A 12017-nucleotide genomic window follows, 5' to 3' on the forward strand; every position below is an offset into this window, starting at 1 on the left:
GAGCATTGGAACCACCTGATCCCATCCCGAACTCAGCAGTGAAACGATGCATCGCCGATGGTAGTGTGGGGTTTCCCCATGTGAGAGTAGGTCATCGTCAAGATTAAATTCCGAAACCCCTATCTGCGTATGCAGGTAGGGGTTTTGTTTTGCCCGCAGGAAAGTTCACAGGACTCGTTCAGGCGTCATGGCGGTGGATTGAAGCTTGAATCATGGCTATATCTTTTTTATCGAATATCGCAATATATAAAACTATATAGCGAAAAAGCTGTGCTTTCGTACAAAAGGAATGAACGATGACAACGGCCCTGAGCGGTAAAGAAGCGGTAGGCGAGCGTTACACGCTGGAAACGATGCGCCATGCACAGCAGATGACCTGGAAGGCCATCGAACAGATTGCCCGGGTTATTTCGCCCGGCATTCGCGAGTCCGAGGCCCAGGCGCGGGGTAAACAGATTCTGTCGGAACTTGGCATGGATCGCATTTGGCACCCACTGCTGATTCGCTTTGGAGCCAATACACTCAAGACGTTCAAACAGCGCTCCGATGGCGATCCTGAACTGGGTGCCGAAGACATTTTCTTCATCGACATGGGCGCGGTCTGGCAAGGGCATGAAGGTGATGCAGGGGCGACTTTCACCACCGGTTCCGACCCGGAAATGATCGCCTGTGCCGCAGCCGCCCAGGAGCTTTTCAATCGAGTCGAAGGCTTTTGGCGTAGCGAGCGGGTTTCCGGCATGGAGCTTTACAGCTATGCGGCCGACCAGGCGCAAGCCATGGGGTGGAAGCTCAACCTGGGCATCAAAGGCCACAGAGTCAGCGATTTCCCTCATGCCATTCACCGTGGTGGTGACCTCGGGGATTTAGACAAATACCCGACGACCGGCCTGTGGATTCTGGAAATCCAGATCGCCCACCCTGAACGTCCTTTCGGCGCGTTCTACGAAGACTTGCTCATCTGATCGAGGAAACTTTATGCCAAACCAAACAGAGCAACCGGTTCTGCTGTTTTCCTACGGTACCTTGCAGGATCAGGCGGTTCAGTTGTCCACCTTCGGGCGCACGTTGAATGGTCGTTCCGATAACCTGCCGGGCTACAAGCAGAACCTGGTCAAGATAACCGATCCGGCAGTGTTGGCCGCGAGTGGGAAAACCCATCATCCCATCGTGCAGGAGAGTGCTGACCTGTCGGACGAGATCACCGGCACAGTTTTCCAGATCACGGCTCAGGAGCTGGTTGCGGCCGACGAATACGAGGTGGCGGACTACAAGCGCGTCAGGGTGACCCTAAAATCCGGCACCAGCGCCTGGGTCTACGTGCGAGCCTGATTGCTGGAGCCCCCCGGTTTCGCTGTAGGCCTTGGGCGTGTTGCCGACCGGAAGACGTCCCCCCTCCATATGATCACCCTGAAATCAAGGCAGTGACGGGCTATGCGCTCGTATGACCCCCGCCTCACCATTGGCCACGAGCCAACGAAACAGCTCGGTCACCGACACCGTGTGGCTACGCTCTATCCAGCGTACCAGCGCCGGGCCGTAGTGTTCGGAGTAGCGGGTGAGCACCAGTTGGCGACAGTCCGGTGACAGGCGCAGGGTGATTTCCCGACAGTGCAGATGCAGATTGGCCGGGTCGTCCCGGATCATCCGTTGCTGCAGAAGCAGGCTATTGCTTTCAGAACCCATCGGCCGCTGCTCCTGTGCACTGTGGGGTGGTGTGCTCTGGCGAGCCTTGTTTGCCATCGGCTACGTAAGCGGCACGATGCTCGGCAACCACGTTACGCAGAGCGCTGTAGTAGTCCGGCAGTTTTTGCAGGCTGTCGGTCAGCGGTAAGGCTTCTGCCCGACCGTCGACGATGCCACCGACCGTGTTAATGGTGGACAGCGTGACCACGGTATCGCTGTTGCTGCCGAACGGATCGACCACAAAACCGAGCACGCGCCCGACGGCGTCGCGGCTGTTGGAAGTGCCGAGCAAAGGCAACTCGACGATCGGGCCGTTGCCAATGCCCCACACGCCGAAGGTCTGGCCAAAGTCCGCGTCGTGACGCGGGATACCGAGCATCCCGGAGACGTCGATCAGGCCCACTACCCCGACTGTAGTGTTGAGCGCGAAACGCCCCAGGGTATTAGCCGAGCGCATCGGGTTGCCTTGCAGCAGGTCATTGATAAAGACCTTCGGCTCGCCAAAGTTCGCTACAAAGTTATGCACACCAGTCTGGAAAAAGTCCGGCGTGTAGCGGTAGCCGCGCGCGACCGGCGCCAGGGCGTAATCATCAACCACCCGGTTAAACGCGAAGACGCCACGATTGAACGGTTCCGCCGGGTCGTACACCGAATAGGCGATGTCGGCGCAGCTCACGTTAGTGGTGGACGGCGGCTGGCTGCTGCAACCCGCCAACCCTGCGGCCAGCACAGCAATCGAAGTATTACGGGCCAGCCAGGGAGCACACTTGAAAGGCAACATGGATGCAGGTCTCGGGAGGAATTCGCCGAGATACTGAGCCTCATGCCTTGCGCGAAGATGTCTGGTTTATTGCGGTGCTGACGTTTTATTGCAGAGTTGAAATATATGACGTGCGGCCATGAATGGTTTTAGATGGCGGTTCCATTCGCCCTTTAAGTGACCTTCGGTGAACAGCCTTTTAATTGTGGACGACGACCTCGAAGTCCTCGATCTACTGAAAAAATTCTTCGTGCAGCACGGCTATAGCGTCGAGGTCGCCACAGATGGCGCGTCACTATGGGCGGCCATAGAGCGCCAGGCGCCGGACCTGATCATTCTGGACGTGATGTTGCCCGGCGACAGCGGGCTGATCCTGTGTCAGCAACTGCGGATTCGACACGCAATACCGGTGATCATGCTGACCGCCATGGGCGAACTCAGCGACCGGGTGGTCGGCCTGGAGCTGGGCGCCGATGATTATCTGACCAAACCCTTCGACGCCCGTGAACTGCTGGCCCGAGTGCGTGCTGTGCTGCGTCGCGTGGACGAGCGTCGTCCGGTTCCGCAAGAGCGGCCACGGCCTCTGATTGATTTTGCCGACTGGCATCTGGACGTCACCTGCCGTGAACTTCGCTCGCCAGACAACGTGATGATCCCGCTGTCGGCCGGTGAATTCGACTTGCTGCTGGTCTTCGTCGAACACCCCCAGCGCATTCTCACCCGCGAGCAATTGCTGGACCTGGCGCGCGGGCATTGCCATGAGGCGTTCGATCGCAGTGTCGACGTTCAGGTCAGCCGCTTGCGGCGCAAACTCGAGTCCGACACCAAACGCCCGGCGATGATTCGCACCGTGCGCAATGGCGGGTATCTGTTTACACCCAGCGTGACGCGGCGATGAGCTGGCTGAAGCGAATTCGTGCCCGAGACTGGCCGCAAGATACGGTCGCGCGCTGGATCGCGTTGACGATCATCCTGGCCATGCTTATTTCACTGGCGCTCAACGGGCTGTTTATCCAACTGGCCGGCGTGTGGGCGCGTCCGCCGCTGACCGAAATCGGCCTGCTGGAAAAAGCCGCCGCCATCACCCGCGTCATCGAGGCTGCTCCGGCGCCCCTGCGCCCCTCATTGGCGCAAGCCGCCAACGAGAGTGGCTTCACTATCACTTGGCACCCTGATCGGCACGATCTCAATCTGCCGACAGTGGACGATCCGAAGTCCGACATCGGTTCGAGCATCCTGCAGCCGATGCTCAGAGCCCATGACCGGCGCATCGAAGCCTATGAGCCGGCCGACTGGAAGGAGCACACCGCGGACGCACATTACGCGCTGCTGATCGAGCTGTCCGACGCATCGTGGCTGATGTTCTCCGCGCCCTCGCGCAGCTGGGGGCTCGACGAAGCGCCACGCTACCTGATCGTGATCCTGCTGGTGCTGATCTCCACCGCCCTGGTCGCGCTGATCGCCACCCGGCGCCTCGCCACACCTTTGCAGCACTTCACCGAAGGCGCCCGCCGCTTCGGTGTGGACTTCCGCGCACCGCCGATCAAACCGCTCGGCCCCCACGAAATCCGCCAGGCGATCCTCGCGTTCAACGCCATGCAGGCGCAGCTGCAACACTTCATCCGCGACCGCACGCAAATGCTTGCCGCCATCTCCCACGACCTGCGCGCCCCTCTGACGCGGATGCGCTTGCGTGGTGAGTTCATCGAAGATACCGAGCAACAGCAGCGGCTGTTTCGTGACGTGGATGAAATGCAGGCCATGATCAACTCGGCGCTGGAGTTCTTCCGCGACGACGCCCGGCTTGAACCGGCCACCCAATTTGATCTGGCGGAACTGCTGCAAACGTTGCTTGATGATTATCGAGATCAGGGAGTCGACATTACGTTTAGCGGGCCGCTGCGGTGGGTGTATTTCGGGCGTCCGTTAGGGCTTAAGCGGGTGATCACCAACTTGCTTGATAACGCCATCAAGTACGGTAGCAAGCCGGAAATTGAACTGATTCCCGGTGCTGGAGAGGTGCGGATCAAAATACTGGACCGTGGGCCGGGTATTCCTGAGTTCAGTCTTGAACAGGTGTTTACACCGTTTTTTCGTCTGGAAGGCTCGCGGAACAAGAGCACCGGTGGGGTTGGTTTAGGGTTGTCGGCGGCGCGGGCAATTGTGCTGGAGCATGGCGGAGAATTACGGCTGCGTAATCGGGCGAAGGGTGGGTTGGAAGCGTTGGTGCTGTTGCCGGTGCAGGTGGAGTAGGGCACAGGTCATCCCAATCGTCTTCGGTCACTTTGTGCGCGAAGGCTCTATGCCATCACTTTTTCGTCTGCTAAGGTTCTGCCGCATAAATAGATCCACATCTCATGGAGTAGCAGATGTTCAAGTCTCTTACGGATAAAGCGCGAGCTCTGTCAGGCGGGATCACCGACAAGGCCATGGCAGCCAAAGACAGTGTGTCTGGCAATTTTTCGGCAGGTACATCGAAAGCCTCGGAGTTTTTGGAAAATAACTGGGGCAAGGTCGAAAACGTTTTGGTCAATGGCCTGCTGACTGTCACGGAAGAAAAGCTCAAGGATGATGAGGTCTTCATCCTGTTGGTCGAAAAAGCTTATGAAATGCTGCCAACGCCTGTCCGTTTGATCCTCTCTCGTACGACGTTCATCAATCACACCCTGACCCATCGAGAAAGCCTGGTCGCCAAGTTGCAGGAGAAGAAAGCCCTGCGATTGCTAAACGACAGTGCGTTGACTAATCAAGCGCTGCTCATTGATGACGGCAGTGTGATCGAGACTGTTGAGGCCCCGCGGTAGTTGTTGCCAAGGTCTGATCAGGACCAGGGATCGACGTTCAAACAGAGAACTAATATGGACTTTAAATGGCACCGCTTCATACAGATTGAAGCGATCCTTCTGCTGCTCATCACACCGCTTTTTGCTCAAGCGGATATTACCGCGGAAGAAGCGACTGCCCATTGCCTCAAGATCAGCGAGTATTCCACCAAGGGCGGTGAGTTTTACAATCTCAAGCAATACGCCAAGGCTCGGGAGCAATATGAGCAGCAAGCAGGTTGGTCTGAAAGCTGTCAGCTGGACGAAGATAAAGTCGCGATGGCCTACAACAACGTTGCGCTCACCTACATACATGAGGGCAATTACCTGAAGGCCCGAGCGTGGTTGAGTATTCTGCCCAACGACAAAAAATCGATCTTCAACCTTGGCAAGATCCGTGGCGATATAAAAAACGCCCTTGAGAAACAGTCGAATAGACCGCAGGGGCAGTATTGGCAATATGCCGGGGCTTCGTTATGGAATTCCATGACGATCAAGCCAAAAGGCAATCAATACCAAGTTGATTTCGAGGGCTATTACGCTGGCTTGATGGCGATGTATTACGGTCCCAATCTCGGTGAGTTTTCAACGGTATTAACGTTTGATAACGGCAAGGCGCATTACGCCATGAGCGGAGATGATGGCGACTGTGAATACAACTTCGACATTAAAAAGGATTTGCTCACGGTGAAGCGCACGGCAGGTGAGTCATGTGGTTTTGGCCACAATGTGGGTGCTGAAGGCACTTATCACAGGGTCGAGCTGTAGTTTGAAAAGATTGAAAGCCCCGAAAAACTCGGGGCTAATCCCAAGGATCGTGTAAATCTAAGCCTCCCAGCCCGCTCCACTAACCGCCGCCTGCGCCAGTGGGTGCAAGTCTGCCCCTTGGTGCTCCGTCTGCCAGGCCAGCAACTCCATGCGCATGCCGGGCGTCCAGTACATCTGCAGATGATTGCGCACGCCGAGCACGGCCTGTTGCTGATCCGGTTCGCTGGCGAAGTATTGGGCGATCTGGTTGGCCATCTTGATCAGGTTGGCGGTACTCATCGACGTACCTCGGCTTTTGTCCCGGCGCTGCGTTCATGGCGACGTTCGTCGAGCAGGCGTTGTTGTTCGTCGCTGAATGCCTGGTAGCGTTTTTGCCATTCGGAAGGGTGGTAGACGCGGCTGACCTCCACGGCGGTGACCTTGTACTCCGGACAGTTGGTGGCCCAGTCGGAGTTATCCGTGGTGATGACATTGGCCCCCGATTCCGGGAAGTGGAAGGTGGTGTACACCACGCCCGGGGCAACCCGTTCGGTGACCCGCGCACGCAATACGGTCTGGCCGGCGCGGCTGCCGATGCCGACCCAGTCACCTTCGTTGATACCACGGCTCTCGGCGTCGGTCGGGTGGATTTCCAGGCGGTCTTCGTCGTGCCAGGCGATGTTTTCGGTACGCCGGGTCTGGGCGCCGACGTTGTACTGGCTGAGGATGCGCCCGGTGGTCAGCAGCAGCGGATAGCGACTGTTGACCTTTTCCTCGGTGGGCACGTAGCCGGTGAGCATGAAGCGCCCCTTGCCGCGCACGAATTGCTCGATGTGCATGGTCGGCGTGCCGTCCGGTGCCGCGGCGTTGCACGGCCATTGCAGGCTGCCATGGCGCTCCAGTTCGGCGTAGCTGACGTTGGTGAACGTCGGCGTCAGGCTGGCGATTTCATCCATGATTTGCGACGGGTGCTGGTAGTTCATCGGGTAGCCCAGGGCGTTGGCCAGAGCCACTGTGCCTTCCCAGTCGGCCTTGCCGCCCAGCGGCTCCATGACCTTGCGCACCCGGGAGATGCGTCGCTCGGCGTTGGTGAAGGTGCCGTCCTTTTCCAGGAACGAGGCGCCCGGCAGGAACACATGGGCGAACTTGGCGGTTTCGTTGAGGAAAATGTCCTGCACCACCACGCATTCCATGGCCGACAGCGCCGCGGTGACGTGCTGGGTATTCGGATCGCTCTGGGCGATGTCTTCGCCTTGGCAATACAGGCCCTTGAAGCTGCCGGCCAGGGCAGACTCGAACATATTGGGAATGCGCAGGCCCGGATCGGGTTGCAGGGTAACGTTCCAGGCCTGTTCGAACTGCGCCCGTACCACCTCGTTGGAGATGTGCCGGTAGCCAGGCAGCTCGTGGGGGAAGGAGCCCATGTCGCAGGAGCCCTGAACGTTATTCTGCCCACGCAGCGGATTGACGCCCACGCCTTCGCGGCCGATGTTGCCGGTGGCCATGGCCAGGTTGGCGATGCCCATGACGGCGGTGCTGCCCTGGCTGTGCTCGGTGACGCCCAGGCCGTAGTAGATCGCCGCGTTGCCGCCGGTGGCATACAGACGGGCGGCGGCGCGGATATCGGCGGCGACTACACCGCAGATGTCGGCCAAGATTTCCGGCGAGTTTTCCGCACGGCTGACGAACTCGCTCCAGCGGGCGAAATCGCTGCCCTCGCAACGGGCGTCGATAAAGGCCTGGTTGAGCAAGCCTTCGGTGACGATGACGTGGGCCAGGGCGTTGAGCATGGCGACGTTGGTGCCCGGGCGCAGGGCCAGGTGCAGTTCGGCGCGGGCATGCACCGAGTCCACCAGATCAATGCGTCGTGGGTCGATGACGATCAGCCGTGCGCCTTCACGCAGGCGGCGTTTGAGCTGGGAGGCGAACACCGGGTGGGCGTCGCTGGGGTTGGCGCCCATCACCAGAATCACATCGGCCTGCATTACCGAGTCGAAACTCTGGGTGCCGGCGGACTCGCCCAGGGTTTGTTTCAGGCCATAGCCGGTCGGCGAGTGGCAGACCCGCGCACAGGTGTCGACGTTGTTGTTGCCAAAGGCGGCGCGTACCAGTTTTTGTACCAGGTAGGTTTCTTCGTTGGTGCAGCGGCTGGAGGTGATGCCACCAATGGAGTCGCGGCCGTATTTTTGCTGCAGCCGGCGGAATTCGCTGGCGGCGTAGGTCACCGCTTCATCCCAGCTGACTTCCTGCCAAGGGTCGTTGATGTGCTTGCGGATCATCGGCTTGGTGATGCGATCCGGGTGGGTGGCGTAGCCCCAGGCAAAGCGCCCTTTGACGCAGGAGTGGCCGTGGTTGGCCTGGCCATTCTTGTCTGGAACCATGCGCACCAGCTGCTCGCCTTTCATCTCGGCGCGGAACGAACAGCCCACGCCGCAATAGGCACAGGTGGTGATCACGCTGCGTTCGGGCTGCCCCAGTTCCACCACGCTTTTTTCCATCAGCGTCGCGGTAGGGCAGGCTTGCACACAGGCGCCGCAGGACACGCATTCGGAGTCGAGGAAGTTCTCGCCACCGGCGGCCGCGACCCGGGATTCGAAACCGCGCCCGGTAATGGTCAGGGCAAACGTGCCCTGGGTTTCTTCGCAGGCGCGCACGCAGCGGTTGCAGACGATGCACTTGCTCGGGTCGTAGTCGAAGTAGGGGTTGGAGGTGTCCTTCACGTCGGCCAGATGGTTCTCGCCTTCATAGCCGTAACGCACTTCCCGCAGGCCGACCTGGCCGGCCACGGTTTGCAGCTCGCAGTTGCCGTTGGCCGAGCAGGTCAGGCAGTCCAGCGGGTGATCGGAGATGTACAGCTCCATGACATTGCGGCGCAGGGTGGCGAGCTTCGGCGTCTGGGTGTGCACGCTCATGCCTTCGCTGACCGGTGTGGTGCAGGACGCTGGGTAGCCGCGCATGCCGTCGATCTCCACCAGGCACATGCGGCAGGAGCCGAAGGCTTCCAGGCTGTCGGTGGCACACAGTTTGGGAATGGTGGTGCCCAGCAGCGCGGCGGCGCGCATCACCGAGGTGCCTTCGGGCACGCTGATGCTGCGGCCGTCGATGTTCAGGGTGACTTGCACCTGGCTGTCGCGGGCCGGAGTACCAAGGTCAATGTCTGTTTTCGGGTCGAAGAGAGTGATCATTGGTCGGCCTCCGAGGCTTGCAGACCGAAGTCGGCGGGGAAGTGCTTGAGGGCGCTGACGACCGGATAGGAGGTCATGCCGCCCAACGCGCACAGCGAACCGTATTGCATCGTGTCGCACAGGTCCTTGAGGATGATCACCTGCTCATCGCGACCGTTCTGGTCAGGCGCGGCCAGCAGGCGATCGATCACCTCCACGCCCCGGGTCGAGCCGATGCGGCATGGGGTGCATTTGCCACAGGATTCCTCGGCGCAGAACTGCATCGCGAAGCGCGCCATGCGGGCCATGTCCAGGCTGTCATCAGCCACCACCACACCACCGTGACCGAGCATCGCGCCCATGGCGGCGAAGGCTTCGTAATCCAGCGGCGTGTCGAATTGCGAGGGCGGCACCCAGGCGCCGAGAGGGCCGCCAACCTGCGCGGCCTTCAGCGGCCGGCCACTGGCGGTACCACCACCGTAGTCTTCCACCAGTTCCCGCAGGGTCAGGCCAAAGGCCCGTTCCACCAGGCCGCCACGACGAATATTGCCCGCCAACTGGAAGGGCATGGTGCCCAGGGAACGGCCCATGCCGTAGTCGCGGTAGAACTGCGCGCCCTTGGCCAGAATCAGCGGCACCGAGGCCAGGGTCAGCACGTTGTGCACCAGGGTCGGCAGGCCGAACAGACCCTGCAACGCGGGGATCGGCGGCTTGGCGCGGACAATCCCGCGCTTGCCTTCGAGGGAGTCCAGCAGCGCGGTTTCCTCACCACAGATATAAGCGCCGGCACCGACCCGCACTTCCATATCGAAGGCCAGGCCGCTGCCGCCGACATTGGCGCCGAGGTAACCGGCGGACCGGGCGATGTCCAGCGCCGTGCGCAGGGTGGCCACGGCTTGTGGATATTCCGAGCGCACATAGATGTAGCCGTAGCTGGCGCCGACGGTGATGCCGGCAATGGCCATGCCTTCGATCAGCAGGAAGGGGTCGCCTTCCATCAGCATACGGTCGGCAAAGGTGCCGGAGTCGCCTTCGTCGGCGTTGCACACAATGTATTTCTGCGCCGCTTGAGTGGCTCGCACCGTGCGCCATTTGATCCCGGCCGGGAAGGCCGCACCGCCACGGCCACGCAGACCCGAATCGAACACCTCAGTCGCGGTCTGTTCGCCACCGATGGTGACGGCTCTTTTCAAACCTTCGAAACCGCCGTGCGCCCGGTAATCGTCGAGGTACAGCGGCCGGGTGATGCCAGCGCGGGCAAACAGCAGGCGTTGTTGAGTCTTGAGATAAGGCAACTCTTCCACCAGGCCCAAGGCCAGCGGATGAGCGGATGGCTCGCCTTGCAGCGCATCGAGCACGGACGGCACATCGGCAGCTGTCAGCGGGCCGAAGCCGATACGGCCTTGCGGGCTGTCCACTTCCAGCAGCGGTTCCAGCCAGTACAAGCCGCGAGAACTGGTGCGTTGCAGGTCCAGATTGCGTTCCGCAGCTTGAGCGGCGAGGGCCACAGCCACTTCATCGGCACCCACGGCACGGGCAAGAGAATCACAGGGCAGATAAAGACTCAGCATCATGCGTCCTCCTGGCAAGCATCGAGCAGGGCATCCAGACGCTCAGCACTGAGCCGCGCATGCACCTGACCATCCAGCTCCAGGGCCGGCGAGCAGGCGCAGGCGCCGAGGCAATACACCGGCCGCAAACTGATGCTGCCGTCGGCGCTGCTACCGTGATCATCCAGTTGCAGACGTTCGCGCAACTGCGCGGCAAGCTGCTCGGCGCCACGGCTCTGGCAGGACTCGGCCCGGCACAGACGCAGGATATGCCGGGCCGGAGGCGCGGTGCGGAAGTCGTGGTAGAAACTGATCACCCCGCGAACCTCGGCCTGACTCAGGTTGAGGGCGTGAGCAATCTCGGGAATGGCGGCATCGGGGATGTAACCGATGCCCTCCTGAATCTCATGAAGGATCGGCAACAGTGCGCCGGGCGAACCCTTGTGGCGCGCCAGCAGGCTGTTGACCATAGGCAGGTGCAACATCTCATCAGGCATACAGCATTCCTCACGGTCACGGACAAACCAGGCGGTTGTCGGTCGTCCGAAAGTGTCGGCTGCGGCATTCACACCACGTCACGGTATCGTGGCATTGTCAGGCCGTTGGCCAGGGCACCCTGAGCGGGCATCTTGTTGTGCCCGGCGCGGTCTTCGCCGCACCTCTTAAAGGGCATTAAGGCAGCTTGCCACGCTGCCTTTGATTCATCTGCACCAAAGCGACGTGTTCGATTCTGTCTACGACTATCTATTAAGTCTAGAAGAGCGCAGGCCGAGGCGTTCGCTCTCTGAGTATTTTTCAGGTAATCCTCGAGCTCGATGAGCGAGCTGTCAAAACACTCACTTGGCGGGAAGGATCATCACCCACAACACCACCGTGATCATTGCCGCCAACACACTGCACGCTCCGGCGATCAAATGACGGACGACGGGGTATTCAGACTGCTTGAGCCTGGCGATCACCAGAAGCCAAGTTCCGACAAAGGCACCTAAAACCGCCATCATCGTATAGAACATGAATACAACGCCCCGTGCAGAGTTTCCTCCGGGGGCAAGCCATTTGTTGAACAGAATCAGCACCGCCATCCCGACAATAAAACTACCCACGGCACCCGCCAGATTAGCGAGCCACAGATTCACGGTGCCACGGTTCCTCACCACCCAAATCCACATCCCCACTGTCGCAGCGAAGAACACCAACATGGCGATTAGCTTCATTCAATCCCTTTCCTTGTTAACACTGCCCCGGAAACCGCCTTTGGTTTCTTTGATGAGATGAGGCGATGGAGGCACGA

At 60.0% G+C, this 12017-nt stretch carries 13 protein-coding genes and 1 rRNA gene; 7 read left to right on the forward strand and 7 right to left on the reverse strand.

All coding sequences use genetic code 11. The features are described from left to right. The 3 genes from rrf to AACY49_RS04490 all read left to right on the forward strand — a co-directional run. Window positions 1-103 (forward strand): 5S ribosomal RNA (gene rrf / locus AACY49_RS04480); the annotation flags it as partial. A gap of 193 nt (window positions 104-296) precedes the next feature. Then, window positions 297-962 carry a M24 family metallopeptidase gene (locus tag AACY49_RS04485; RefSeq protein ID WP_320393375.1) on the forward strand — a complete coding sequence of 222 codons (666 nt, stop codon included), beginning with the start codon at window positions 297-299 and terminating at the stop codon, window positions 960-962. 13 nt (window positions 963-975) lie between these two features. After that, a complete protein-coding gene (locus AACY49_RS04490) occupies window positions 976-1329 on the forward strand; it encodes a gamma-glutamylcyclotransferase family protein (RefSeq protein ID WP_339521892.1) in 354 nt (117 codons plus the stop codon). A gap of 84 nt (window positions 1330-1413) precedes the next feature. Here AACY49_RS04490 and AACY49_RS04495 read toward each other — a convergent pair whose 3' ends face one another. Together AACY49_RS04495 and AACY49_RS04500 are read right to left on the reverse strand one after the other, a co-directional pair. Continuing rightward, window positions 1414-1683, reverse strand: coding sequence for a hypothetical protein (locus AACY49_RS04495; RefSeq protein ID WP_258699180.1), 270 nt, complete (start codon window positions 1681-1683; stop codon window positions 1414-1416). Continuing rightward, a complete protein-coding gene (locus AACY49_RS04500; protein ID WP_320393377.1) occupies window positions 1673-2464 on the reverse strand; it encodes an MlaA family lipoprotein in 792 nt (263 codons plus the stop codon). Before AACY49_RS04500 ends, AACY49_RS04495 begins: the two co-directional genes overlap by 11 nt. 166 nt (window positions 2465-2630) lie before the next feature. On the opposite strand from AACY49_RS04500, the gene AACY49_RS04505 reads away from it, so the two are divergent. The 4 genes from AACY49_RS04505 to AACY49_RS04520 all read left to right on the forward strand — a co-directional run bounded on the left by AACY49_RS04505 (window position 2631) and on the right by AACY49_RS04520 (window position 6033). Beyond that, the gene (locus AACY49_RS04505; RefSeq protein WP_339521900.1) at window positions 2631-3341 is read left to right on the forward strand and encodes a response regulator; all 711 of its coding nucleotides are present in this window, start codon (window positions 2631-2633) and stop codon (window positions 3339-3341) included. Further along, on the forward strand, window positions 3338-4696 hold the full coding sequence (locus AACY49_RS04510; protein WP_339521902.1) for a sensor histidine kinase: 1359 nt from the start codon (window positions 3338-3340) through the stop codon (window positions 4694-4696). The genes AACY49_RS04505 and AACY49_RS04510 overlap by 4 nt, the downstream gene beginning before the upstream one ends. Window positions 4697-4812: 116 nt before the next feature. Continuing rightward, entirely contained in the window at window positions 4813-5247 is a 435-nt protein-coding gene (locus AACY49_RS04515) for a hypothetical protein (RefSeq protein ID WP_339521904.1), read from the forward strand. Window positions 5248-5301: 54 nt separating this feature from the next. Continuing rightward, window positions 5302-6033, forward strand: a complete 732-nt coding sequence (locus AACY49_RS04520) for a tetratricopeptide repeat protein (protein ID WP_339521906.1) — start codon at window positions 5302-5304, stop codon at window positions 6031-6033. Window positions 6034-6090: 57 nt separating this feature from the next. On the opposite strand, the gene AACY49_RS04525 is transcribed toward AACY49_RS04520, so the two are convergent. From AACY49_RS04525 to AACY49_RS04545, 5 genes are all read right to left on the reverse strand, one after another. Next, window positions 6091-6312, reverse strand: coding sequence for a formate dehydrogenase subunit delta (locus AACY49_RS04525; RefSeq protein WP_258699186.1), 222 nt, complete (start codon window positions 6310-6312; stop codon window positions 6091-6093). Continuing rightward, window positions 6309-9197: a formate dehydrogenase subunit alpha gene (fdhF, locus tag AACY49_RS04530; protein ID WP_339521909.1), complete on the reverse strand. Its 2889-nt coding sequence runs from the start codon at window positions 9195-9197 to the stop codon at window positions 6309-6311. The genes AACY49_RS04525 and fdhF overlap by 4 nt, the downstream gene beginning before the upstream one ends. After that, window positions 9194-10747: a formate dehydrogenase beta subunit gene (locus AACY49_RS04535; RefSeq protein WP_445262626.1), complete on the reverse strand. Its 1554-nt coding sequence runs from the start codon at window positions 10745-10747 to the stop codon at window positions 9194-9196. Before AACY49_RS04535 ends, fdhF begins: the two co-directional genes overlap by 4 nt. After that, window positions 10747-11223, reverse strand: a complete 477-nt coding sequence (locus AACY49_RS04540) for a formate dehydrogenase subunit gamma (protein WP_339521913.1) — start codon at window positions 11221-11223, stop codon at window positions 10747-10749. The genes AACY49_RS04535 and AACY49_RS04540 overlap by 1 nt, the downstream gene beginning before the upstream one ends. A 339-nt stretch (window positions 11224-11562) precedes the next feature. Continuing rightward, the gene (locus AACY49_RS04545; protein WP_339521915.1) at window positions 11563-11940 is read right to left on the reverse strand and encodes a hypothetical protein; all 378 of its coding nucleotides are present in this window, start codon (window positions 11938-11940) and stop codon (window positions 11563-11565) included. Window positions 11941-12017 lie beyond the last annotated feature (77 nt).

Source organism: Pseudomonas sp. EL_65y_Pfl2_R96 (genome assembly GCF_963970905.1).
Lineage (GTDB): Bacteria > Pseudomonadota > Gammaproteobacteria > Pseudomonadales > Pseudomonadaceae > Aquipseudomonas.

Coding starts and splice junctions, on each gene's coding strand:
- AACY49_RS04485 (WP_320393375.1), top strand. CDS start 297: ATGACAACGGCCCTGAGCGGTAAAGAAGCGGTAGGCGAGCGTTACACG.
- AACY49_RS04490 (WP_339521892.1), top strand. CDS start 976: ATGCCAAACCAAACAGAGCAACCGGTTCTGCTGTTTTCCTACGGTACC.
- AACY49_RS04495 (WP_258699180.1), bottom strand. CDS start 1,683: ATGGGTTCTGAAAGCAATAGCCTGCTTCTGCAGCAACGGATGATCCGG.
- AACY49_RS04500 (WP_320393377.1), bottom strand. CDS start 2,464: ATGTTGCCTTTCAAGTGTGCTCCCTGGCTGGCCCGTAATACTTCGATT.
- AACY49_RS04510 (WP_339521902.1), top strand. CDS start 3,338: ATGAGCTGGCTGAAGCGAATTCGTGCCCGAGACTGGCCGCAAGATACG.
- AACY49_RS04515 (WP_339521904.1), top strand. CDS start 4,813: ATGTTCAAGTCTCTTACGGATAAAGCGCGAGCTCTGTCAGGCGGGATC.
- AACY49_RS04520 (WP_339521906.1), top strand. CDS start 5,302: ATGGACTTTAAATGGCACCGCTTCATACAGATTGAAGCGATCCTTCTG.
- AACY49_RS04525 (WP_258699186.1), bottom strand. CDS start 6,312: ATGAGTACCGCCAACCTGATCAAGATGGCCAACCAGATCGCCCAATAC.
- fdhF (WP_339521909.1), bottom strand. CDS start 9,197: ATGATCACTCTCTTCGACCCGAAAACAGACATTGACCTTGGTACTCCG.
- AACY49_RS04535 (WP_445262626.1), bottom strand. CDS start 10,747: ATGCTGAGTCTTTATCTGCCCTGTGATTCTCTTGCCCGTGCCGTGGGT.
- AACY49_RS04540 (WP_339521913.1), bottom strand. CDS start 11,223: ATGCCTGATGAGATGTTGCACCTGCCTATGGTCAACAGCCTGCTGGCG.
- AACY49_RS04545 (WP_339521915.1), bottom strand. CDS start 11,940: ATGAAGCTAATCGCCATGTTGGTGTTCTTCGCTGCGACAGTGGGGATG.